The organism is Paenibacillus solanacearum (assembly GCF_910593845.1).
In the GTDB taxonomy this organism is placed as follows: domain Bacteria; phylum Bacillota; class Bacilli; order Paenibacillales; family NBRC-103111; genus Paenibacillus_G; species Paenibacillus_G solanacearum.
In genome coordinates, this window is record NZ_CAJVAS010000005.1 from 155,435 (window position 1) to 179,795 (window position 24,361).

The 24,361-nt window shown below is 57.2% G+C and carries 19 protein-coding genes and 1 pseudogene; 6 read left to right on the forward strand and 14 right to left on the reverse strand.

What is annotated here, in order from left to right:
- Window positions 1–64: 64 nt before the first annotated feature.
- The 6 genes from KXG62_RS08405 to KXG62_RS08430 are packed head-to-tail and all read right to left on the reverse strand — an operon-like array spanning window position 65 to window position 9,325.
- A complete protein-coding gene (locus KXG62_RS08405) occupies window positions 65–6,817 on the reverse strand; it encodes an OmpL47-type beta-barrel domain-containing protein (protein WP_218091498.1) in 6,753 nt (2,250 codons plus the stop codon).
- A gap of 24 nt (window positions 6,818–6,841) precedes the next feature.
- Window positions 6,842–7,375, reverse strand: a complete 534-nt coding sequence (locus tag KXG62_RS08410; RefSeq protein WP_218091499.1) for a phage tail protein — start codon at window positions 7,373–7,375, stop codon at window positions 6,842–6,844.
- Between the two features lie 18 nt (window positions 7,376–7,393).
- Window positions 7,394–7,906, reverse strand: coding sequence for a phage tail protein (locus KXG62_RS08415; RefSeq protein WP_218091500.1), 513 nt, complete (start codon window positions 7,904–7,906; stop codon window positions 7,394–7,396).
- A gap of 42 nt (window positions 7,907–7,948) precedes the next feature.
- Complete coding sequence (locus KXG62_RS08420) at window positions 7,949–8,467, reverse strand: phage tail protein (RefSeq protein ID WP_218091501.1); 519 nt, start codon at window positions 8,465–8,467, stop codon at window positions 7,949–7,951.
- A 20-nt stretch (window positions 8,468–8,487) separates the two neighbouring features.
- Window positions 8,488–8,787, reverse strand: a complete 300-nt coding sequence (locus KXG62_RS08425) for a DUF6916 family protein (protein ID WP_218091502.1) — start codon at window positions 8,785–8,787, stop codon at window positions 8,488–8,490.
- Window positions 8,788–8,812: 25 nt separating this feature from the next.
- Window positions 8,813–9,325: a GNAT family N-acetyltransferase gene (locus tag KXG62_RS08430; RefSeq protein WP_218091503.1), complete on the reverse strand. Its 513-nt coding sequence runs from the start codon at window positions 9,323–9,325 to the stop codon at window positions 8,813–8,815.
- A gap of 116 nt (window positions 9,326–9,441) precedes the next feature.
- Here KXG62_RS08430 and KXG62_RS08435 point away from each other — a divergent pair, with 116 nt between their 5' ends.
- Entirely contained in the window at window positions 9,442–11,121 is a 1,680-nt protein-coding gene (locus tag KXG62_RS08435) for a PhoX family protein (protein WP_218091504.1), read from the forward strand.
- A 264-nt stretch (window positions 11,122–11,385) separates the two neighbouring features.
- On the opposite strand, the gene KXG62_RS08440 is transcribed toward KXG62_RS08435, so the two are convergent.
- Window positions 11,386–13,029 (reverse strand): RNA polymerase sigma factor, encoded by a 1,644-nt coding sequence (locus KXG62_RS08440; protein WP_218091505.1) that lies wholly within the window; start codon window positions 13,027–13,029, stop codon window positions 11,386–11,388.
- Window positions 13,030–13,268: 239 nt separating this feature from the next.
- Here KXG62_RS08440 and KXG62_RS08445 point away from each other — a divergent pair, with 239 nt between their 5' ends.
- A complete protein-coding gene (locus KXG62_RS08445) occupies window positions 13,269–14,537 on the forward strand; it encodes an MFS transporter (RefSeq protein ID WP_218091506.1) in 1,269 nt (422 codons plus the stop codon).
- Window positions 14,538–14,932: 395 nt separating this feature from the next.
- Window positions 14,933–16,714, forward strand: a complete 1,782-nt coding sequence (locus KXG62_RS08450; protein ID WP_218091507.1) for a protein kinase domain-containing protein — start codon at window positions 14,933–14,935, stop codon at window positions 16,712–16,714.
- A 59-nt stretch (window positions 16,715–16,773) separates the two neighbouring features.
- On the opposite strand, the gene KXG62_RS08455 is transcribed toward KXG62_RS08450, so the two are convergent.
- A complete protein-coding gene (locus tag KXG62_RS08455; RefSeq protein WP_218091508.1) occupies window positions 16,774–17,448 on the reverse strand; it encodes a class I SAM-dependent methyltransferase in 675 nt (224 codons plus the stop codon).
- 376 nt (window positions 17,449–17,824) lie between these two features.
- Here KXG62_RS08455 and KXG62_RS08460 point away from each other — a divergent pair, with 376 nt between their 5' ends.
- On the forward strand, window positions 17,825–18,466 hold the full coding sequence (locus tag KXG62_RS08460; RefSeq protein WP_218091509.1) for a ThuA domain-containing protein: 642 nt from the start codon (window positions 17,825–17,827) through the stop codon (window positions 18,464–18,466).
- Between the two features lie 55 nt (window positions 18,467–18,521).
- Here KXG62_RS08460 and KXG62_RS34355 read toward each other — a convergent pair whose 3' ends face one another.
- The 5 genes and pseudogenes from KXG62_RS34355 to KXG62_RS08480 all read right to left on the reverse strand — a co-directional run bounded on the left by KXG62_RS34355 (window position 18,522) and on the right by KXG62_RS08480 (window position 23,225).
- The gene (locus KXG62_RS34355; protein WP_281426679.1) at window positions 18,522–18,647 is read right to left on the reverse strand and encodes a hypothetical protein; all 126 of its coding nucleotides are present in this window, start codon (window positions 18,645–18,647) and stop codon (window positions 18,522–18,524) included.
- A 132-nt stretch (window positions 18,648–18,779) separates the two neighbouring features.
- Window positions 18,780–20,075, reverse strand: a complete 1,296-nt coding sequence (locus tag KXG62_RS08465) for an aspartate aminotransferase type Ic (protein ID WP_218091510.1) — start codon at window positions 20,073–20,075, stop codon at window positions 18,780–18,782.
- Between the two features lie 103 nt (window positions 20,076–20,178).
- Window positions 20,179–20,745 (reverse strand): CBO0543 family protein, encoded by a 567-nt coding sequence (locus KXG62_RS08470; RefSeq protein WP_218091511.1) that lies wholly within the window; start codon window positions 20,743–20,745, stop codon window positions 20,179–20,181.
- A gap of 188 nt (window positions 20,746–20,933) precedes the next feature.
- Window positions 20,934–21,725 (reverse strand): annotated as a pseudogene (nadE, locus tag KXG62_RS08475) (ammonia-dependent NAD(+) synthetase); the annotation flags it as partial.
- Window positions 21,726–21,818: 93 nt separating this feature from the next.
- Window positions 21,819–23,225 (reverse strand): cobyrinic acid a,c-diamide synthase CobB, encoded by a 1,407-nt coding sequence (locus tag KXG62_RS08480; RefSeq protein ID WP_218091605.1) that lies wholly within the window; start codon window positions 23,223–23,225, stop codon window positions 21,819–21,821.
- Window positions 23,226–23,342: 117 nt separating this feature from the next.
- Between KXG62_RS08480 and KXG62_RS08485 the strand changes: the two genes are divergently transcribed.
- On the forward strand, window positions 23,343–23,522 hold the full coding sequence (locus KXG62_RS08485; RefSeq protein WP_218091512.1) for a hypothetical protein: 180 nt from the start codon (window positions 23,343–23,345) through the stop codon (window positions 23,520–23,522).
- A 4-nt stretch (window positions 23,523–23,526) separates the two neighbouring features.
- On the forward strand, window positions 23,527–23,688 hold the full coding sequence (locus tag KXG62_RS08490) for a hypothetical protein (protein ID WP_218091513.1): 162 nt from the start codon (window positions 23,527–23,529) through the stop codon (window positions 23,686–23,688).
- 96 nt (window positions 23,689–23,784) lie between these two features.
- Here the strand turns inward: KXG62_RS08490 and KXG62_RS08495 are convergent, their stop codons facing one another.
- Window positions 23,785–24,342 (reverse strand): nitroreductase family protein, encoded by a 558-nt coding sequence (locus KXG62_RS08495; RefSeq protein WP_218091514.1) that lies wholly within the window; start codon window positions 24,340–24,342, stop codon window positions 23,785–23,787.
- Window positions 24,343–24,361 lie beyond the last annotated feature (19 nt).

Sequence of the window (24,361 nt, forward strand, 5' to 3'; positions counted from 1 at the left end):
CTACCCAAGGATGACGCCGCAGGAGCAATTCCGATGACTGCCGGGAAAGGCAGTCACCTCTCTCCTATTGCGGGTCGATCAACTGGGACTGGACGAGCAGACGGTACAGGATAACCGCCGTTTCCGCCCGGGTCATCTGGCTTTGGGGCAGAAGCCCTTCTTGACTGCCCTGCACCAGGCCGCTTTGCACGGCTTCCGCCGCTTCCCGAAGCGCCCACTCATTGACCTCCCCGCTGTCCTTAAAGCCGGACAGGATCGATTGCGGATCGGCTGCCGTCAGCTCGACCGGCTTGCCTGCAAGCTTCATCGCTCTGGCGATGATGACAAGCGCTTCTTGTCTCGTAATCGACCGGTCAGGCCGGAACGTTCCGTCCTCGTAGCCGTCGATCAAGCCGTAAGCTTTCGCCTGAGCGACCGCGCCTTCGAACCAATCCGTCGGAAGAACATCCCGGTATCGCGATTCCGCTGCGGCATGCTCCGATAAGCCCAACGCCCGAATGATCATCGCAGTGAATTGCGCCCGCGTCACCGGAGCATCGGGGCTAAACTGCTGATCGGTCACTCCGTTCACGATCATGCGCGATGCCATGTTGTTCACTTCAAGCCGCGCCCAGTGGCCGGCAAGATCCGCGAACGTCTTCATGTGGGAGATGGCCGCATACGTGCTGTTCGTCAAGCTGTTGATCCGCAAGTAGCTCTTGCCCTCCCGCGTAATGATACTCGTCGGTACGTGATACACCGTTCCGTCCGCCATGGCCACGACAGCCGTAGTAATGCGGCTTGCATCCACCTCCGGCGGAATCGGTATTTCCCGGCTGACCATGCGCTGGAACTCGCGAATCTCGATCGTTCTGCCCTGATATACCGCTTCTACCGTAAAATCGATCGGCGGCATCACGACGGTATATTGTCCTTCTTGCGCCCGGTTGTGTATTCGCTCAACCAGCTGCTCCGGCGCTTCGGCGATCACAATACGCAGAACGATATCCGACAAATTCGCCTGGCTGCCGAGCTGCGCCATCAGAGAATCCAGCGGGAGGCCCGCCAGCGGCAAAGCATAATTGCCAAGACCGGACTGTACCTGCAGTACCGCTTGCCGATCCGCAAGCATCTCGAGTATGCTGCCGTTCAACACCGCTTCGACTCGATCTGCGCTGCCTTCAACGCGTACGATCAACGTTGGGGGCTCTGTCGATTGCTTCAGCTGCTCTTCGATGCGTTCCGTATCGAGTGTCGCCGTAACCACCGTTTTCCCGTCAATAATCTCCGTTGTGACCGTCCCCAAATGCTCCACCGGCGTGCCGTTCCAATCACCGGTCAAGCCGTCGTCTTTGGGCGGTTCGGCAGGCAGCGTTTCCCCATCGGAACCGGACGGACTGGAGGAATCGGAATCTCCCGGGCCCGGCGGCTGCGGTTCGCGATAAACCGTCACTACATACGCTTGCACCGTTGTCCCATCCGCTGCTGTAACAACAACAGCAATCGAATTGGTTCCCGATTGAAGCGGCAGAAGCGGGCTTGCGCTTCCGCTGGTCGCTTTCATCCCATTGACGGTCAGTGCCGCAAGCGAGTCGTATACGACCGCCGTGACCGTCGTGGCATTCACCTCGTTAGGCACAGAGACGCTATAATGGTACACGTCTGGATGGAATGCCGGAATCAAAGAACCTGCCGATACGTGCAGCGAGACGAGATCCGCCCTGTTGGAAGGTCCCGACGGCGTTCCCTTCGGCACAATCGTCACCTGGACCGTTCCATAACCGACCGCCGCGAGGCTGTCATAGACAGCATAAGTGACCGTATCCGTTCCAAGCATGCCTGGCCGAGGGGTATACTTAAACGCGCCCGTATGCACATTCAAGATTTCCAACGCGCCACGCGTTCCTTGCCGGCTGACATCGAACGTCACTCCGTCGCCATCGGGATCATGTCCTTCCAATGTGCCGTACCCTACCGAATCTGCTGCCACATTCAACTGCACCTGACCCGCAACCGGCGGTTGATTGCCCGCTCCCGGGCGAATAATCGAAGTGACCGTCACGGTACGAATCGAGGCATGACCCAAAGCGTCCTTAACATAAACCGTATACATGCCGTTTTCATTCACGATAAATGCGGCGGCTTCCCCTGGCGCAGGTGTAATATCATTGCCCGCCCTGTCAAAATAACCAGTATCTCTTGACCCTTGCGCCCATTTGATAACCGATACGGAATTGCCAGCCCCGTAGACGGAGGCCGTCACCGTGATCTTCGCCTGCTCATTCGCCGCGCCAACCGGCGCAACTGCAAGCTCTATAGACGGCGCCGTACGATGAATGTTGGCGATCTGAATCGTCTGCACCGCTTCACTGCCCGCCGCGTCTTTCGCATACACCGTATAAGCGCCGTTAGTGGTCGCCGTAAACGATGCAGTTCCTCCGACAGCGTTCAAGACGGCTCCGCTTCCCGCGAAATAGCTTCGATCCCGGTTTCCTTCTGCCCATTTGAGCTGTGTCAGCACGTTGCCTCTATCCGTTCCGTATACCGTGGCGGTCACGGTTACCGTTACGTCTCCGCTCGTCGGACCCGATGGCGAGGCCGTTAGTTGCAGCACAGGCAGATCGCGGATGATTTGCGTTACGGTTACTTCCTGCACCGATTCATTGCCTGCCGCGTCTTTCGCATATACCGTATACGCACCGTTGGTAGCCACCGTAAACGATGCGGTCCCTCCGGCGGTGCTCAAGTCGGTCCCGCTTCCCGCGAAATCACTCGTGCTCCGGCTTCCTTCCGCCCACTTGAGCTGTGTCAGCGCGTTGCCTCTATCCGTTCCGTACACCGTGGCGGTGACGGATACCGTTACGTTTCCGCTCGTCGGGCCCGATGGCGACACCGTTAACTGAAGCCCCGGCAGATCGCGGATGATTTGCGTTACGGTCACTTCTTGCACCGTTTCATTGCCTGCCGTATCCTTCGCATATACCGTATACGCACCGTTCGTGGTCGCCGTAAACGATGCGACCCCTCCGGCGATATTCAAGTCGGTTCCGCTTCCCGCGAAATCACTTGTGCCCCGGCTTCCTTCCGCCCACTTGAGCAGTGTCAGCGCGTTGCCTCTATCCGTTCCGTACACCGTGGCGGTTACGGATACTGTTACGTCTCCGTTCGTCAGGCCCGATGGCGACGCCGTTAGTTGAAGCTCCGGCAAATCGCGGATGATTTGCGTTACGGTCACCTCTTGCACCGCTTCGTTGCCTGCTGCGTCTTTCGCATACACCGTATACACGCCGTTGTCGGCCGCCGTAAACGATGCGACCCCTCCATCGACGTTCAAGTCGGTTCCGCTTCCCGCGAAATCACTTGTGCTCCGGCTTCCTTCCGCCCATTTGAGCTGTGTCAGCGCGTTGCCTCTATCCGTTCCATACACGGTGGCGGTTACGGTTACCGTTACGTCTCTGTTCGTCAGACCTAATGGCGATGCCGTTAGCTGCAGCTCAGGCAGATCGCGGATGATTTGCGTCACGGTCACCTCTTGCACCGCTTCATTGCCTGCCGCGTCTTTCGCATAGACAGTAAATGTACCGTTGTCGGTCGCCGTAAACGATGCGGTTCCGGCCGTCAAGTCAATGCCATCGCCGCCGCTGAAATAGGCAGCCGATTGCGTCCCCTGCGCGTAGCGCAGCGCCGTAATCGTATTGCCCGCCTCTTTGCCGTAGGCGGATGCGGTAACCGAAACGTTCACATCCAAGCGTGTCACGGCATTTGGCGTTTGAGTCACAACGATGGCCGGTGCCGTACGGCTGATGTTTACCATTGCTTGCTTCTGCGTCTGGCGGCCTGCCTCGTTCACGGTCTTAAACGAGATCACCGTTTGGCCTTCCGCGGTAATGTCGATCGGACCTGTGTATTCAGCCCACGTGCTTCCGCCATCAAGCGAATATGTCGTAGAACGGACGCTTGCGCCGCTATCCGCAGCCGCTTCAACGGTAACATCATTCGTCGTCCAAGTTCCGCTCACATACGGCGTCCCTGCTGCGGTCATGGTAACCGACAAATCAGGTTGAAGCCGGTCGATATTAATTTGTGCATTCCGCACGGTGGTATTGCCCGCAGCGTCAACCGCCTTGCCCGATACGTGATAAACCCCATCCGTTACGGTAACCGGCGACGTATAATCGGTCCACAACGTTCCGCCGTTGAGCGAATACTGCGTTACAGCCAGACCGCTGCCGCCGATATCCGAAGCGTTAAGCTTGAGCACGACAGGCTCGGAAGCCCATGTATTATCGATGTATGGCGTTCTGTCTCCTTCAAGCTCCATCCCCAGCGCCAGGCTCGGATGAACAGTATCCACCTTGACGGACCAGCTGCCGTCCGCCGTATTGCCGGCATGATCGCTTGTTCGCGCACGAACGGCGTACACACCGTCGGTCACGGTGACCGGAATCGTGTAATCGGTCCACGACGCTCCGTCATCAAGCGAGTACTGTGTTACAGCCAGACCGCTGCCGCCTGCATCGCTCGGATTCAACGTAAGCGTCACCTTGTCCGTCGACCATGTTCCGACCGGATAATTCGTTCCGCTCGCCGTTTCGACCGCTGCACCGAGTGCTGGGGCAGCCGTATCGATCTGAATCGTTACTCGATGCGTATCTTCCAATCCTGCGTTGTCGATCCCTTTCAACCAAACCTCGTGCGTGCCGTCCGTCTGAAAGTTGAGCGGTGCGGTATAGTTCAACCACGTCGCTCCTTCGTTAAGCGAATATAGCTTCTGATTCAGGTCGCTGCCGCTGTCCATGAACGAAGCATTCAGCGTAACGGCTTGCTTGCTCCACTCGCCGCTCGCGTAAGTCGTGTTGTCCTCTTTTGTCAATACGGCCGTGGTTTGCGGAGCGGTTTGGTCGATCTGGACAGCTCCATTGCGGGTAACCGTATTTCCCGCCTGGTCGGACGCTTGGATCCGCACATCATGCGCGCCTTCGGCAGATACGGTCACCGGTTCCGTATAATCCGTCCACGTCGCTCCTCCATTCAGCGAATATTGCGTACGTGCCAGCCCGCTGCCGCTGTCGGAAGAAACCGCCGACAAGGTTACCGGCAATGTCGTCCATGTCCCGGGGATGTACGGCTGATTATCCGAAGTCTTCCAGTCGACCGTCAAGGCGGGAGCCGTTTTATCCAGCTTGATCGTGTATGACTTTTCCTCCAGGTTTCCCGCTTGATCGGCTGCCTGAACCTGCAAGGAATACGTACCGTCCGCCGTCAGGCTCAGCGGAACGGAGTAATCGCTCCAGGCTGCCCCTTCATTGAAGGAATACTTCACGCTCTTCAAGCCGCTGAGCGTTACTTGATCCTGGGCCGATACCGTGATCGTCACGTCTTTGGCCGCCCACGTCCCGTCGGTGTACGCTGCATTGTCCGAGGTGATGTCCGCCGTTAGCGTCGGCTTCGTTTTATCGATCTGAATCGATTTCGTCTGCAGTACCGCGTTTCCGGTGTTATCCGCCTGCTTGTACACGATCTTGTGCGTACCTTCCGTCGTAAAGCTGGCCGGCCCCGGATTCCAGGCAGCCCCATTATTCAAGGATACGTCGACGCCTGCAACCGTAACGTCTTGGGCCGTCCACTCGCCACCCTTATATTCCGCACCATCCGAAGTCTTCATCGGAGCGGCCGGGCTAAAGGGCTCCACCGGAGAAGCCACGGCTCCAAATTCAGGAGACGATGCGCCGCCCTGGTTGCCGGCAAATGTCGTGTTCGTCAATGCCGGATTGCCGTTCTGTACGAACAATCCGCCGCCGTATCCGCTGCTCGACGTGTTGTTCAGAAACTCAACGTTCGTCAAGCTGGTCACCTTTTGAAAAAAACTGAGGAACAAACCGCCGCCATCGCTGTTCGCGGTATTTCCTTTGAACGTCGTGCCCGAGATGATGGCCGGGGCATTCAAATACAAGCCGCCCCCAATGCCGTCGTCGGATACGCCTTGCGCCGCGTTGGAGTCGAACAAACTGTTCCGGATCGCGATCGTGCCTGACGCAGGGGTTGCCGACAGCACCGCCATCCCGCCTCCCAGTTGCTTGGAAGCCGTATTGGAGACAAACGTTGCCTGATCGGCCTCAATATCCAGATCACCTTCCGCATACAGGCCGCCGCCGCGTTCACCCGCCACGTTGGCATTGAAGGTCGTGCTGGTCAACATCAGCTTGGCCGTCGCCGGCCCGGATACGTACACGCCGCCGCCATAACCGGGATTCGCGGAAGTCGTCGTCATGTTATTGCGAATGACGGCGTTGGTGAACGTCAGCGTATTGCCCGCACCCAGCTTGACCGCTACGCCGCCGCCCCCGTAACCGGAAGCGTCCGGCGCCGCCTTGCCGCCCTGCAACGTCAGCGCCTGGAAGGCCGCGTTCACGCCCGGCTGAATCTCAAACAGCCTATGGCTTCCGTCTCCCTCGATGACTGTTGCCGAAGCGTCGCCCGTTGCGTTGCCATCCGCGCCTGTGAGCGTGATATGGCTCGATATGACAAGCTGCCCCGACGTCAGCTTATACGTCCCGGGCATGATTCGAATCGTATTCGCGCCTCCGGCCGCATTGCTCTGCTCGATGGCGGTACGCAGCGTGCATTGTCCGGGATTGGAGGGATCAGAGCAGTTCCCTGCCGAATCATCCGTTTTACCTACGGTAAACGAAGCCGCCGAAGCTTCGGTTCCGATCCAGATCGAAGCAAACAGCAGCGCCGTCAGCAGCGTTCCGGCTTTGACGGCCCTTCTCGCGGGAGGGTACCTGTTCTTCCCCAGCCTTCCCGTCTCTCGCTCCACTTCTTCCATTAATACCATCCCACCTTTCTCCCGACGCAGTCATCACGACCTGGGAGGGAATACCCCTTGCAAAGCGATGATGAAGGTAAGCCCGAGATAAGGCTGCATGTTGTTGTGCGGCTGACTGCCCCCTGCGGGGAACATCGCATTCGGATGCATCGATACCCAGTCCTGCGCGCCCGGCGTACCGTACGCTTGCCCGGTCTCCGCTCCCGGCGTATCCGCCCACAGCGTATTTCCAGGCGACTCCGTATTGCCGGCCAACGATGCGCCGTACACCTGGTGAGCGTGTCCGGGAATTTCGTTCTGCAGCAAAGTAACCGTACGGGTTCCCGCGGATTGGCCGAGCTCATACGAAGATAAGCCGGGGCCTTGTCCTTGCCCCAAAGGCACACGGCCCTGCAAATCCGGCAGCGCGAAATTGGACTTGCCGTCTCCTCCGTAATTCGTTCCCAACAAGGAAAACAGCGCCGTGTTTTGCGACAGCGGAAGAATCTGCCCGTTGCAAAAGGCCCAGCCCTTCGGCGGGAAGTTCCCGGCAAAAATGCGAATTTCTCCTACAAAAGGATCTGCCATTTCATACCTCCTCTCCGGCTAAGTTTGAGATGGGAAAATTCCAATAAGCGCAATACAAAAATTAACCGTAACGTAGGGCTGCAGATTTCCGTGGGGCTGGCTGCCGCCCACTTGACTTATGGCGCTCGAATGAAACGCGCTATCCCCCGGCACTAAAGCGCTCTGGGTGTTGTAAGAGCTGGCGGCGGTCGTTGCCCATGTCTGTCCCGACACCGTCTTGGCGGCAGCAATGCTGCCGCCAGCTTTCACAGCGTGCGTATGCGCAGGCATTTCGCTGATATTCAGCGTATGCGCTTCCTCGCCTGCCTTTTCCCCCAAAGATATTCCCTGCCCCCAATGAACGGGCGCCCTGCCGCGCAAATCGGGAAGGGCGAAGTTCGTCCGCCCGTCGCCGCCATACGTCGAGCCAAGCAAGGAAAACAACGCCTGATTTTGAGCGATCGGCAACAGCTGCCCGCTGCATTGCGCCCATCCCTTCGGGGGGAAGTTAAAAGAAAACAGCCGGATTTCGGCCAAAAAGGGTTCGGCCATTCTATGTACCTCCTATTCCGATGCAGCTCATGCCGGCATCTATTACGTTGGAGACGGGTATATTCCGTAAAGGCTAATAATGAAATGAATCGTCAAGTAAGGCATCATGTTGTCGTGAGGCTGGCTTCCTCCGCTGGGGGAGACGATGTTCGAGTGCATCGGCTGCGCCGTTCCCGGGGAATTGCTGAATTGACGAAGCGTCGATTTGGCCCACACCGCATTGTTCGGACGGTTCGTGTTGCCGCGTTTCGTTTGTCCGAGCATCTGGTGATTGTGGTTGGGGATTTGATTCGTCGTCAGCGTAACCGTCTCGACACCTCCGGTTTGACCGATGGGATATGCGCTCAGTCCGGGACCTTGTCCCATATGAATCGGAATGCGTCCGCGCAAATCCGGCAGCGCGAACGTCTCCTGGCCATCGCCGCCGTATGTCGTGCCGATCAAATTAAACAAAGTATCGTTCTGCGAGATACTGAGTATGCTGCCGTCGCAAAACGCCCAGCCGGCCGGGGCAAAGTTCCCGGCAAAGATGCGGATTTCTCCGATATAAGGCTGCGCCACACGGGTCCCCCTTTCGTCGTTTATCGATTGCCTTGGAAAAGATTGAACACGATCTCGTACCGGAACCCGTCCGCTGCCTGGCCGACCGGCACCATGAACAATTCGAGCTCCCCAAGCTGCTCATGCACTATCCGGTACGTCTGCTGCGGAAGAAAAACCGCAAGAGGCCCCTGAAGCAGCAGCGAAAACTGCTCCACATTCGGCGAAACCGCTTGTTCCGATACGTTAACCAACTGCAGCGTCACTTCCTGATCGCCGAGCGGGATGCGAAACGGCGTGCCTACCGCCTCTCGAAATGCGGATATAGAATAAGAACTCATTTGCCGGCTTACGCCTCCCCGATGTTTATTGTGTAACGGGATGCCATTGCATGACATCGTACATTTGGCTCGTTTCCGAAGTACGGAACCCGAGCCGCTCATATAGCCGTCTGGCCGGATTCGTATGCAGCACCTTCAGCTGAATCGGTTTGCCGCAATCCGCTGCTTCCTGCTGCAGCCTCAGCAGCAGCTTCGTGCCGATTCCGCGGTTCCGGCAAGCGGCCAGCAGCGACAGGTCGACCAGTGCGATCGCATGCGGCTGTTTCACGGTCACGATTCTGCCGATGGGCTGGCCTGCGTCCCGGACCGTCCGATACTCGGCTTCCGGATACTGCATCCGGTAAGCGCGCCTCTGCATGTCAAACTGCATGGCAAGAAAAGCCTGGACCTGCCCATCTCCCCAGCCGAAGCGCTGCACCTCCTCGTTGCGGACATCAGCGTACAGCACGCGCAAAAACGATTCATCGGCAGGAACTTCGGCCGTCAAAACGAGCACTTCCCCCACCCCAAGACCCAGAATGATTGAAACTATATTCACATATACTTTTCTATTATATTACTGTACAGTAAATATATCATAGTGAAGATATGACTACTTGCAATCATAGATTACGGGAATGCATAGGACTTTAATCCCGCTTCAGGAGGCATAGGATGAACGAGAAGAAAATAATGTCGCGCCGCTCGTTTTTGGCATACGTCGGCTCGGGAACTGCCGCGCTGCTCGCCGCTTCTTCGGGTCTAAGCCTGTTCAGCGGCAAAGCTCTGGCAGAGGAGGAGGCAGGCGCGCTGTTTACTTACCCGGAGGATACAGTAGCTGCCGCCAAGGGTCTCATCAAGCCGTCCAGCCAGGACGAGTTGCTGCTTCCTCCCGGATTTACATACGATGTGCTTGCGGCTTACGGCGACCCGATCAACGCCAAGGGAGATACCTTCGGTTTCAATAATAGCGGGACAAGCTATCATCCGGCGGGCGACTCTTCCAGCGACGGGCTGCTTTGGGTCAACCACGAATCGGCCGACGCCTTCTGGGTGCTCGGCGCCGCGCAGAACGGCCATTACAGCGCCGCGCAAATCGAGAAGCTGCTCTACGCGCAAGGAGGAACCGTGCTCGGCATCTCCCGCAACGCATCGGGAAGCTGGGTCATGAACCCGTCGTCGCCCTATGCCCGCCGCATAACCGGCCTTGACGCCTTCGAGCTTGCAGGTCCGGCGCGCGGAGCCAAGGCGGTTCACGGCGCAAGCCGGGTACAGGGCACGTTCGGCAACGGAGCCGGAGGAACAACGCTTTGGGGGACGCAGCTTTCTTCGGAGAACCAAGCTGCAGATACGGCAAGAGAAGCCGGCCTGCCGCAAACCCACTACGGCTGGGTTATCGAGGTCGACCCGGCGGATGCCCGTTTCCCGCTGCGCAAACATACGGCATTAGGGCGTTTCCGGCACGGCGCGACCGTCATGAGCCTCGCCAAAGACCGGCGCGTCGTCGTTTACATGGGCGACAGCGCCGCCTATGCTTGCTTGTACAAATATGTTAGCAAAGGCACATTCGATCCTGCGAAAGGAAAAGCGAACGCCGACCTGCTGACCGACGGCAAGCTGTACGCTGCGGATGTCGTCCGCGGGCGCTGGATCGAAATTACCGTACAGGCGGTGCGCAGCGCCCTGAACAATCTGCTCTACAGCCTGCCATCCTCGCTCGGATACACGCGAGAGGAGTTGCTGGAGCTGTTCCGGGAGGAGGCCGACGTGTACACGTACACGAGCGAAGCGGCGCTTATTCTCGGCGCGACGCCGACGGATCGCCCGCAAACCGTGCAGACGAGTCCGCAGGCAGGACTGCTGTTCGTCGCCCATACGAATAATACGGACCACGGTAACCTGCACGGCCAGATCAGCCGATTGCTGGAAAATGGCGGCGACTGCGGCGCGCTCGATTTCAGCTTCGAGACGGTTGCGGCCGGAGGGCTGCAAAGCGGATTCAGCTCGCCGAGCGGTCTAGTTACCGATCATTTCGGCAATCTGTGGGTTTCCACCGGCATGGCCTCGGATCAGCTGAATCAGGGCGCTTATGCCGAGTTTCAAAACAACGGCCTATTCGCCGTCATGTCACCGCTATCCGCCAACCGAAAAGTGATGCAATTCGCCTCGGCTCCTTCCGAGGCGGCATTCGCCGGCCCTTGCTTCACGCCGGATGAGAGAACGATGTTTGTAGCCGTGCAGTACCCGGGAGCAACTGCAAGCGAAAGCTCCCTTCCGGCCAGCACATGGCCCGCCGGGACCGGCGGCAAGCTTCCGCGGCCTGCGATCGTAGCCATCCGCGGGTTTTCCTATTAGCCGCTTGATCCAAGCGGCTCCGGCCGCGGCCACGCAGCGAAGAATGCGCCCGGGATTCGATCGCACCGGGAAAACAGCCCGCTGGTACCATGCAATGCCGCAAGGAAACAGCGGGCCCGTTCCGCTTCGAATCATCGAGCCCAATACGAAGGACCTCAATTTCCACAAGCAGTGGAAATTGAGGTCCTTTTTGCTAGATTAACGGGATGCTTGAAGCCGAACGAACATCCGAGAGACAGCCCTTGCCTTCGACAGGTCCTCCCTCTACGCTTCGCCGCTCATCCACATGAGGGTCGTCAGCCTCTCCTGCTCCTCCTCCGACGGCAGAGGGAGCAGCTCCTTATGCACTAAATATTCCATCACGGCGAACACAATCGCAGTTCCGTCGCTGATCGCTTTGGTCACGATATCCTTGCTGGATATATGCGCCGGGGCAAACGATTTCCATAGCGCGATGAAATCGTCATGCACCTGTTCCAGATCGGCTCTCGCACCGGCCTCCTGAAGCAGCTGTTCCAGAATACCGATAAATGCCGTGTATTGATCCGCCTTGAAGAACGGGATCAGGCATGCAAGCGTTTCGTCTTTATACGAAACAAACCCCTTCTTGACCATGCGCGTGATGCGTTCTTTATCATACTCCGAGTGGGCGGCTCCGGACTCCATCAGCCGTATGACATGATGCATATCGACGATATCCGGCGCATTGAAATCGCGCCACTTCCTCCCGGACCACCACGAGTCCATTTGCAGAGCGAAGTACTTGCCCGTACTGCGGCTTTTGATCCCGTTGGACGCATATTGCCGTACACGCTCGTAATCGGGAATCGAGGCTTGATACTCCTGCTCTTCGTAGCGGATTCTCGCTTGCACCGTATACTTGCCTCCGTCTTTTCTTTCAACCGGCCCGTAGCGCGCGTAATATTCCCGATCTTTGACCCGGTTATATTGATAGTTCACGGCGTAAGGAACAAATGCCCACAGCAGAAACGCGTCGCTGCAGCCGCTGCCATGAAAGCCGATGGCCTTCCAGTCGCCCAGCCTGGCATGGACGGCCTCGTACAGTTTCTCCGCCAGCGCCGGCGCCTTCGCCTTCAAATACGCCGCTTGCGCGATATTGCTGCTCATGTCCCCGATGATGAAATCGGTTTGGTATTTATCCTTGCCGATTTTCCGCAGCAATCCGGCGTATTCGAATTTGTGAATGCAATCCTCGACATACGCGCAGGATACGCCCAGAGACCGTGCAATCTCCTCGATCGTTGCCGGCTGCCGGTAAGCGGCAACGGCAATATTGTGCGAGAGCAGCGACCCAAAATAGTTGCCGGGCTCTCCTCCCGGCCCCGGGCTTCCGCTGTGGCCTATCCACAGCCGCACAGGCTTCAAACTTAACGTGCTTGTCCCTTGCTCCAAGCTCATCGCCTCCTTCACTTTATTGCGCGCTTCATAGAGATGCCATTTGACCGTTCCTTGCGGAATATGCAGCTGTTCGGATATCGCCGTCACGCTCCTGTTGTCGTAGTAATACATCACACTGATCGTCCGATGAAGCCGATTCAGGAAAGCCATCTCGCGCTTCATTCGATCCAGGATTTCGCGCTGCACATGCTGCTCCTCGGGGCCGGACGCGGCGTCCTCCAGCTGCAAGCCGTCGATATCGGACGTCTGCCAATGCCGCTTTTCTCTGGAAAGGTAGTTGGACCAGGTGTAGCAGCATATTGTATGTACCCACGCGTCCATGCTCCCGATCTCGCGTCCCGGCTGGAGCGATTTTAAGAGCGCCAGCATAATGTCCTGGGTCAAATCTTCGGCCTGATGATGATTACCGGTCTTCCGCATCGCAAAACCGAATATTTTTTTGGCATACCGTCCGATCTCGGAATCGGTCAAATGATGCATTAGCGTCATGGATAAGACCCCTTTTGAAGCGTTCTATTCATTAAAGTAGGAAATGGAGGTCGCCGGTTGGAGAACAGGCAAATATTTTTCGCATCTTATTCATGATTCGGCCATACGCGATCAATCCAATGATTTCCCAAATATACCAAGCGTCTGTTCGCTTGTGAAGCGAAAAAAATGTTGCCAGTCGATTGGGATTTTATGCTATAATCTCCAAAACCGCTTAGAGGGAACGGAGGATCATTCCGATGCAAACGAAAATCAATGCGAATACGGCCGCCCCCGGCCCTAGCCCCGTCGCGCAAAACGGTACGATGTTCACCATCCTGATCGCCGTCAGCATGGTGCATTTGCTGAACGATACGATTCAAGCCGTCGTCCCGGCCATCTTCCCGATCGTCAAAGACTCATTGTCGCTTACGTATACGCAGCTGGGGCTGATCGCCTTTGCGCTGAATTTGACCGCTTCCGTCCTGCAGCCTGCCATCGGGATGTACAGCGATAGAAAGCCCCAGCCTTATTTGCTCCCGCTCGGCGTCGTCGCTACCTTGCTCGGCGTGCTCGGTCTCGCGCTCGCAACCGGCTTCTGGTCCATGCTCTGCTCGGTTGTGCTCGTCGGCATCGGCTCGTCGGTCTTTCATCCCGAAACGGCAAAAGTCGCCTATTTGGCGGCAGGCGCAAGAAGAGGGCTGGCCCAGAGCATATTCCAGGTCGGCGGCAATGCCGGTCAGGCGCTTGCGCCGATCATGACGGCCCTCATCTTCGTGCCGCTCGGGCAAGCCGGCATTATGTGGTTCACCATCCTGGCGGTGATCGCGATCGTCATCCAAACTTACACCGCACGGTGGTACAGCGGCAGGCTGCGTTCGGCCGCAGCCGGGAAACGAAGCCGTCAGGCTGCGGGCGTAACGGGCGCACGCCGCGGGAAAGTCGCTTCGGCGGTCACCATCCTCGTGCTGCTGCTCACCTCCAAGATGGCTTACTTGGCCGGAATGACGAGCTTCTACTCGTTTTACCTCATCGACCGCTTCCAGCTTTCCGTTCCGCACGCGCAGTGGTGCGTGTTTGCGTTTCTGGCGGCCGGAGCGGCGGGCACGTTCTTCGGCGGTCCGCTCGCCGACCGCTTCGGACGGCGGAACATCATCTGGTTCTCGATTATCGGCGCACTGCCGTTCGCCTTCTTGCTGCCGTACGTTCATTTGACGACAAGCATTATCTTCTGCGTCTTGATCGGCTTTACGATCATGTCCAGCGGCTCGGTCAACATCGTCTACGCACAGGAGCTGCTGCCCGGCAGCATCGGGACCGTATCGGGCCTCTTCTTCGGCCTCGCATTCGGGGCAGGGGGGCTTGGCGCAGCCGCGCTCGGCGCGCTCGCGGACACGACGAGCATCGCGTATGTTATCAAGCTGTGCGCGTTCCTGCCGCTGATCGGGCTGCTGGCCATCTTCCTTCCGTCCGACCGGAAGCTGAGGCAGTGGGCGGAAGAAGCGGAACCGAGCGATATGTCGCAATAATGCTGACGTAACTTGTTCCAAACGGACGGATTCCGGATTCCGCAGCGTTGGCTGACGGCCAGTCACGCTTGACCCGTAGCAAGAAGAAAGGAGCCTCGTACACGTACGGGCTCCCTTCTTCTTGGTAATGATCCCCATTGCGCGCTTGCGAAAGCGGCATTTGCGCTGCGTGGCCGCCCCTTGGAGCTATAGCTTCCCTCCCGGAAACCGTTCCGCAGGATGCCTCACCTCTACACGCTTCAAGCCAACTCATGCTACAATAGATTTAATCGATCGCATGCCGGTCCCGAGAACGCGCTGCGGCGCTGCGCGGCGGTGGCCGAACCCTGCACGGGCCCAAGCTTTCCTACTCCCCTATTGGGAATTGTTTTACGATATTATTGCTGGAGGCAGCCATGATTACAGTCCCGGGCTACCAAACGCTTCATATAGTATATGAAGACGATTCGATCTCGATCGTTCATGCCTTTTCCATGCGCGACCAGCAAGTCGTTCTGATTAAAGCCGTCAAAGAAGGCCCCCGCATGATGATTGAAAATGCGAAAATGATCCATGAGTACGAATTGCTGTCCAGGCTGGACATCCCCCGCCTTTTGAAGCCGTGTTCGTTATTCCGGCACGAAAATGCGATGGTTCTCCTGTTCGACATCATCGAGAGCATTACGCTGCGCCATTACATGAGCATGCGCGCCGTTTCCCTGGACGCCTTCTTCGACATCGCCGTTTCGCTGCTGGACACCGCTGCCCGGCTGCATGACCGCAATATCGTGCATATGAATTTGCGCCCGGAAACGATCCTGCTCAAACCGGATTCCCTGGAAGTCTGGTTGACCGGCTTTAACGACGCCGTTTCACAGCAGCAGCTCCCTTTCAGTTCATGGAGCGACGGAAGTCCGCCTTATATGGCCCCCGAACGAACCGGAAGAATACGGAATACCGTCGACGCCCGGACGGACTTATACTCGCTGGGAGTCGTATTCTACGAAATGCTCAGCGGCTGCCTGCCGTTTCAAGCCGGCAGCCCGCTTGAATGGGCATACGCCCACGCAGCCAAACCGCCAAGCCCGTTGCGCGGCATAGAACACATCCCGCCGCTTCTCGCCGACATCGTCATGAAGCTGATCGCCAAGCATCCGGACGAGCGTTACCAAAGCGCCTTCGGGGTGAGCGCCGATCTGATGCGCTGCCGCGAAGCCGTTCGCAGCGGCACCGAAGCCGACTTCGAACTGGGTGCGTACGATGCGTGGAAGACGGACGGCGCGAGACGGGCGAGCGATGAGGCAGACCCTGACGGCGGCAAGCCCCTATCGGCCGATGCGCAGCACAACTTGCCGGATTCGGTCTTGACCGTTCGCAGCATGCCGCTGCGGCAAGGCGGGGCGCAAGGCACACCGCAATCCGGTTATGCGCAAATGCTCGACTTATCTGCCGTGCTGCATGCGTCCCGTTCCTTCGTGCAGCAGCCGGATTTGGAGCAACTGGTCGCGGAGCTGCTCAAGATTGCCATGGAAACGGCCGGAGCGGAGCGCGCGCTGCTCATGACACGGCAGGGAGACGACTGGTCTGCCGAACATGTATCGCAGTCGCTGAACGGATGGTCCATGAAGCCGATGGCTCAACCGTTGAAGGAGTACGCCTCGATTATCCATACGGCGGCGCTGGAGGCTGTTCGCACAGCGCAGCACATGGTCATCGACAACGCGGAGACCGAGCCGGGCTGGGCGAATGACCCTTATGTCAAGGCGCAGCGGCTGAAGTCGGCGCTCGTCTTTCCGATCAAGCTGCAAGACAGCCCTGCGGCCGTGCTGTATATGGAAAATCGGCTGACCGCCGGCGCCTTCTCCGGACGCCATCTGGACATGCTCCACATGCTGTCCGTGCAAATCGTCTACATGAAGCGGCTCCAGGCGGCGACGAGCAGGTCTGCGGCACTTCCGCCGGCGACAACCTCTCTGCTTAGCAAACGGGAGCTTGCCGTGCTGCAGCGGATGGCCTCCGGGATGTCCAACAAAGAAATCGCCGCGCAGCTGGATGTAACCTCCGAGACGGTGAAGGCGCATATCAAAAAAATTTTTGACAAGCTGAACGTGAATCGCCGTGCACAGGCCGTACTCACGGCCGTCAAGCTGAATATATTGCATTCCGAAGATTATGCCGATGAAGCAGCCCGAGAGTAATCGCGCATGGGCTGGCGAAGAGAATCGCGCGGGCTTTCATGCGATTCGGCACGTGTCTGTTATTGCTTGATCATACCGAATGCCCAGAGCGCGGCGATGGAAGCTTGGTGAACCCAGTTCGCTTGAAGCAGCGCAATCGCCCGTTCATCCGGACCGTCAGCTTGGCGGCTGTAAGCGCCACGCATGTCTTTGCAGGCGAATCCGTGCTCTTCCAGCAAGGAACGGAGCTCCCACGGCATCATCGAATTATGTACGACCGGCTCGCCGTACAATCGCCGATAGGCCGCCTTACGCGGCGTTACCGAAGGGCCGAGCGTCACCGCTACAACGAACCCTCCAGGCTTAACGACCCGGGCTATCTCTTTCACAACCTTGTGCGGCTGCTCCGACCATTCCAGCGAGGTGCAGGCGAATACTCCATCGAACGCCCCATCGGCAAAAGGCAGCGGGTCGCAGTCGCTTATGTACGCTTCCACTTCTCTCTTCAGAGCCGCCTCGATCATTTTGGGCGACTGGTCCACACCGACGGCTTCATAACCGCGTTCCTTCATCAGCCTGCTGCTCTCGCCGGGACCGCAGCCCAAGTCAAGCACCTTCAAGCCCGGCGCTGGCGCAAAATCGTAAAAAAATTGAAGCAGTTCCGCCCGAGGCCCCTGCTTCCATAACTCGTTGTTCTCGTCCCACTTTTGCGCCTGCGCATCGGCTAAGCGAATACTGCTTTCCGTCCAGTTCAATGCATTCGTCACCTCGTTATGAAATCGAATAAATACCTTACATATTATACCATATTCGAAATTGGAGCGGCGAATGGAGCAACGTTCTCAGCAAGCATGACCGAAGCACAGCTGGCGAAGTACCCGACTGGCTTTGTGACCTGTACGCCCGTTCTCGCGCAAAAGCAGGCCTGTCATAACATAACGGCAGCCTACCAACGGTCATACCTGTCGCGCGGCGCGGCATTTCATCCGAAGGATGCAGGGATGGCGGCGGCCACTGCCAGTTCACGGCGTTAATCATTAATGAAACGAAACGATAGGAGAATGGGCCAAAGCCAAGTATAATGTACTTAACAATGAAAACGGTTAATGGGGCAAAGGAGTGAACCGATAGATGCACGATAAAATAAACGTACTGCTGATCGGCGAAAATGAAGGGGCGGCCTGGCATCCGCTCGAGCCCGCAAGGCAGGAGCTGGACGACATATTATCCAGCCGCTTTCATATCACGGTCACGGAAAATTACGAAGAGCTGGCAAGGCTCGACGCAGCCAAGTATGCTGCGCTTATCTCGTATACCGACTGCTGGAAACGCGACCTGACACCGGACCAAATCTCCGGATTACTGCGATTCGTATCCGGCGGGGGCGGCCTGCTCGCCATCCATAACGGCATTTCGCTTCAGCGCAGCTACGAGCTGGCACAAATGATTGGCGCCAAATTCACCGGCCATCCGCCTTATCAGCCGCTCCGCTATGTCCGAGCGCTCTCCGGACACCCGCTGCTGGCCGGCGTCGCTGATTTTGATGTAAACGAAGAGCCTTACATGTTCGAGTTCGATCCGTTCACACCGAAAAACGTTTTCCTTGAATTCGAATACGAAGGGGCGCGTTATCCTGCGGCGTGGGAGCATGCGTACGGTCTGGGGAAGGTCGTCTATTTGCAGCCCGGCCATCGGCAAGACTCGTTCCGGCCGGAAGCGTACCGGCAGCTGATACGCAACAGCGCGCTTTGGACAGCCGGCGTGGAGGTGTGAAGCACAGTGGTCACGAAGACTGGAAAGTCCGGCACGGGATGCCGGACTTTCGCAATTAAGATTTGGCCTTTACATCCAGCAAACGAAGCAGTACCGTTACCGCTTCTGCGCGAGTCGTCAGGTCGAGCGGATGCAGACGGGCCGTATCGTCGCCCTTAATGGCATGACCTGTTAACCCCATGAAGGCGATGCGGAGTAGCTAACGAAAAAAAAACCAGTCGTTCCGCCTATTCGCGGATGACTGGTTTATAGCGAGTATTCGCGGCTCGCAAGCCATATGTCGCCGGGAAGCATCGGAGATCGCAATTGTTGCCTATCGATCGCCTTGCAGCTTCGTCAAGCTTACCATCTGGATGCACAGGCATAAAATATCAATCGCCGTCTCCAGCTCTTCAAGCTTGGGAAACGTCGGAGCGATTCGTATATTGCGGTTGCGCGGATCTTTCCCGTAAGGGAACGTCGCTCCGGCCTTGGTCAAGGTAACCCCCGCCTCCGCCGCCATGCGAACGACTTCCGTCGCGCAGCCGTCCAGCGTATTCAAGCTGATGAAGTAGCCTCCGTTCGGCTTGTTCCACCACGCGATCTGCTTTCCGCCGAGCGATGCTTCGAGCTTGTGCAGCACCCGATCGAATTTCGGCTTGATGATGTCTGCATGCCGTTTCATGTGGGCCTCGATATGGTCGATATCCCGCAGAAAACGAACATGCCGCAGCTGATTGATTTTGTCCGGACCGATCGTCTGTGCGGATAGGTGCTTCCGGATATGGCTTACATTGGCCTCGCTCGACGCCATCGCCGCAACGCCGGAGCCGGGGAAAGTTATCTTCGACGTGGAGCAGAACAGGTAGACGCGGTTCGGATGCCCTGCCGCCTTGCAGGCCGCCAATATAGGCTTGAGCGGATCGGGCTCGTCCGTCAAATGATGGACAGTGTAAGCATCGTCCCAGAAGATCGTAAAGTCCGAAGCTTTCGTGCGCATGCTTGCAAGCCGGTCGACCGTCTCATCGGAATACGTAATGCCGTCGGGATTGCTGTATTTGGGCACGCACCAGATGCCTTTGATCGCGTCGTCCTCTCCGGCGAGCTTCTCCACCTGATCCATATCCGGTCCGCCCTCGAGCATGTCGACGGCGATCATTTCGATGCCGAGCTGTTCACATATGGCAAAATGCCGGTCGTAGCCCGGACTCGGGCATATAAATTTGACCTTCGGCAGCTTCCCCCACGGCGTTTCGCTCCCGTATACGCCATGAAGCATCGCCCTGGCTAACGCATCGTACATCATATTAAGGCTGGCATTGCCGCCGATGATCACCTCTTGCTCGCTCACGCCGAGCAGTCGGGAGAACAGCCGTTTCGCTTCGGGAATGCCGTCGATGCCCCCGTAGTTCAGGCAATCCGTGCCGTCCTCGGCTTGTAACGGATCGCTCGAAGTCAATAGATCGAGCATGCCTTTGGAAAGCGCAAGCTGCTCGGGACAAGGCTTGCCCCGGGACATATCCAGCTTCATGCCGCGCAGCTTGTACGCATCGTAGGACTCCTTCAGCGAAGCGTACAGACGGTTGCGTTCCGTTTCGCCCAGATTCGTGAAACTCGCAGATGGATTCATGCTCCCCAGCCTCCGTAGAACAATTTTCCAAATTATACTATAGTTCCAGGCGAAACGCACTTGCGAAATGCAAGGGGTGGGCCGAACCCAAAGGGACTTGCCGCTATGCTCCGGTCCTTGTGCCGATCTTCATAATGATAAAGCGCGCGAGCGCGGAGGCCGCATTGTAAAAAAGAAAAGAGAACAGCAATTTCCACGAGTTTAATTGGTAATACCCGATCCAAATAAAGATCGGCTCGGCGATGAACGCCAAAAAAGCCGCCGTTATTGCATTGGCGATCAGATGCTTTTTCCAATTCGTTGAAAACATCTGGTAGATAATCATCAGCACAATCGGTACTAGAATCGAGTCTGCCGTCAGCAGCGGCGGGATGGTAGGCAGCAATTTGATCGGATAGCCCCACCATGCCAGGTTCGTGCCGAAATCGTCCAGGATGATAGCCATAATATTGATCATGCAGCCGTAAAAGGCAATTTCATATGCTCTTTTTTTATCCAGTATGATCCACCACAGGATAAGAGGAATCGTCGTCAATCCGGCAAGGAGAAACCATTCCCACGTGAACAAGGATTCGTCCATCCATTGTTTATAATCGAGCTGGTGCAGCTGCTCCCGTGCTTTCTGCACTTCTTCAAACGCTTTCGTAATATGGCTGCTGCGAATAATCATTCTCCCCTTTGGAACCGATGCCGCGACCCGGCCGCAGGCCGCGCTGATCAGCCGCTATGCGCGCATGCTTTTACCCTATTGTGCGCTTGAAGTCGGCAGATTAAACATGATTTGGTAAAAGGGGCATAACTTGACATGACAAGGACAGAGACGATCTGCGGGAATGAAAAAATGCCGGACGGATAACCCGCCGGCAGCTCTCTCTTGTGCCGAGTTTGCCGATACCGCTTCTCGATGGATTCGGCCGTTTCGTCCGAAACGGGCCTGCCTTCCAAATAATCGTCCAGCACGTCATAGGCGATGCCAAGCTCCGTTTCGTCCGCTTGTCCCGGACGCTGGTCGAGCAGGTCTGCGGTCGGTGTCTTCGTGTATAGTCTTGCCGGCGCATGCAGCGTTTGCAGCAGCAGCGCTCCTTGGCGCTTCGTTAGTCCTGTTAACGGCGTTACGTCGGAGGCGCCGTCCCCGAATTTTGTGAAAAACCCCGTGACCGCTTCCGCCGCGTGATCCGTGCCGATGACGAGCGCCTGCTCGAAGGCGCCGAGCAAATATTGCGCGGTCATCCGCATGCGCGCCTTGACATTTCCCTTATCGTAATCGCTGATCGGCACGGCTGTCGCCTGTTCGAACTCAGGCACGAACGCGTCCGTCATAGGACGAATATTCAACGTATATACTTGATCGGGCTGAATGAAGGCCAGCGCCAATTGTGCGTCGTCTTCATCCCTTTGCGTACCGTATGGCAAGCGGACGGTGATGAACCGGTAATCCGCGTCCGCTGTCTCCTTTCGCAGTTCCTCCGCGGCAAGTTGCGCCAGCTTGCCGGCCAATGTGGAATCCTGTCCGCCGGAGATACCCAGAATGAGCCTCTTATGACCCGTGGACTGCAAGTAATCTTTCAGGAACCGCACCCTCCGCTTGATTTCATCATGCGGATCGATGACCGGCCGAACCTGTAATTTCGTTATGATTTCCTGCTGCATCCTTCTCATCGCTGCTCCCATCCTTTCATTGCAATGCTGATTTACCATATTTTATCACAAGAAAGGAATCATGGAAGGCGATGCTCCTTGCAGTCAACCCTTCGCTGCGCTGCTTTGTCGGTCGCGATATGCGGCACATTCGTCCAGCCACCTGCGCGCGAGCGCCGGCCGGGAGGCAAAATGCAGATGTGTATACCCGGCTACGATGCGATGCAGCAAGCAGCCCTCCGGCTTCGTGCCCCGCAGCCCTTTGCTTGTATAAGCGGCGGGCAGCTCTGCGCCTTGCTGAAACGTCGAGTAGTGAAACTCGTGCCCGCGGGCCAATTCGCCGGGTCCGAGCAGGAAGTTGCCCTCCATGCCGGACACCTCGCGGTAGCCGAGCGCGGCCAGCTTGCGCTGCATCGTGACGATGCCCGGGATGATGCCCGCCATTGGATAGCGGGTTCCCTGCGTGTCCTCGATCGCTTCCGTCAAATACATGAAGCCGCCGCATTCCGCCAGTGTCGGCAGCCCCTTCTCAATGGCCCCGCGAATCGACTGCTTCACATGCTCTTGCCCGCTTAACGTTGCGGCAAACTCCTCCGGAAACCCTCCGCCGATATACAGACCGTCGACCGCTTCGGGCAAAGTTTCTCCCGCCAAGGGGGAGAAATAGCGAATCCGGGCGCCGTAATGCTCCAGCAGCTCGATATTTTCCGGATAATAAAAATGGAACGCCGCGTCGCGGGCAACGGCAAGCGTGACTTCCCGAAGCGCGGAAGGAGCAGGCGGAGCAAACAACACGGGCGTCTCACATACCACGCGCTCGGTCTCGTCTGCAAGCTCCAGCAGCCGGTCCAGATCGGTCGTCTGTTCGATCCGGCTCGCGAGCCGCTCGAACAAGCTGTCCAACTCTCCGCGCTCGATGGACGGGACGAGTCCCAAATGCCGCTCCGGCACCGTCAGCTCTTCTTCCCGGGCCAAATAGCCGATGACCGGGATGCCGCATTCATGCTCGATCGCTTCTTTGACGATCCGGTAATGGCCGGCGCTGCCGACTTTATTGGCGAAGACGGCGGCGATTCGAACATGCGGATCGAGCAGTTGAAAGCCTTTGACGACCGCGGCCGCGCTGCGGGCCATGCTTTGGCAGTTCAGGACGAGCAGCACGGGACTTTGCAGCAGCAGGCTGATTTCCGCAGTGCTCCCCGCATTCGACAGCGGATCTTTTCCATCGTATAAGCCCATCACGCCCTCGATCACCGCGATGTCCGCATCCGCCGAGGCGCGGCAATATATTTCCCGCACCGCTTCATGCGGCAGCATCCAGCCGTCCACATTGCGCGACGCTCGGCCGGTCACCGCCCGATGATACGTCGGATCGATATAATCAGGGCCGCATTTGAACCCCTGCACGCGCAGTCCTTTTCGCTGCAAAGCAGCCATGATGCCGAGCGTCACCGTCGTTTTGCCTGCACCGCTGCCAGTTCCGGCAATAACGATGCTCCGGCTGGCCGAAATCATGCTCATGTGCCGCACGCATCCTTTCTATTCTTATAATGCAGCAGCGCGCATTCGCCGCCACGCAATGCAAATTTCTACATACGATGTAATGATTATGAACAAGGAGGTCGGAACGTGCTACGAACGCAGGTGAAAACGTACAAGCACCGGGTGGGCAAATACCATTATCTAGTCATTCAAATATTTCAATCCGCCATCGCCAAGGCAGATATGGGAAACGTACTGGCGAGCAACGCAGTCAACGTAAAGATTTTCAAATCCGGGAAAACCGTCAGACCGCCGAAAAGGAGGTGATCCCATGCCCAAACAATCGAAGAAAAAACACAAGCGGAGCGGCAAAAATACCGTCAATGTGAGACAATCCGCTAATGCGAGAACAGGCCAGGGAGGCAACGCTTTTGCATTCAACGGTTCGGATGTAGGGGTTGTCCGGACCGACGTTACGCCAAGTAAAGGATAACTGTTATTTAAAGGAAGAGAGAAGGCGTATGCTTCTCTCTTTCTTTTGCATGAAATTACAGTACCCTACTAACCGTTCAGCTCAAGAGGCCTACAGTTAAAGCCAAGTTGTTTTGTCCGAGAACGGCGTCCGCTTGGTAGCCGGGGTGTCCGCAGCAGGATACCCGATGAACACGGAGCCGATGATTTTGCGGTTATCGGGTGCGCCGATGAAACGGTGCAGCCGTTCATCCCGTACCAAACCGATGCCGCGGGTTCTCCAAACCAAACCGAGTCCGAGCTCATGCGCCGCAAGCCACATCGAATGGATGGCGCAAGCGGCCGCATATTCGTTATCTTCAGAAGAAGCGTCGTCTCCCGGTACAAGATCGGCCGTTACGACAATGATCAGCGGCGTATGGTTCAGGACGGCGAGCGATTCTTGCACCAGATGCGGTTTCGCGGGAAACCGTTCCTCGAGAAACTGTCGGGCGATTTGTTCATATCGGAGCTTGGCTTCTCCTCGAATCACGTAAAAATGCCATGGCTCGCGCAGCCGGTCGTTAGGCGCCCAGGATGCGGCTTCGAGCAATGCGGCGATTTGGTCGTCCTCTACTTCGCGCGGTTCATAGCTGCGAACGGCGCGGCGTTGTTGTAACGATTGAACGATGCTCATCGTGCTGATTCTCCTTCTA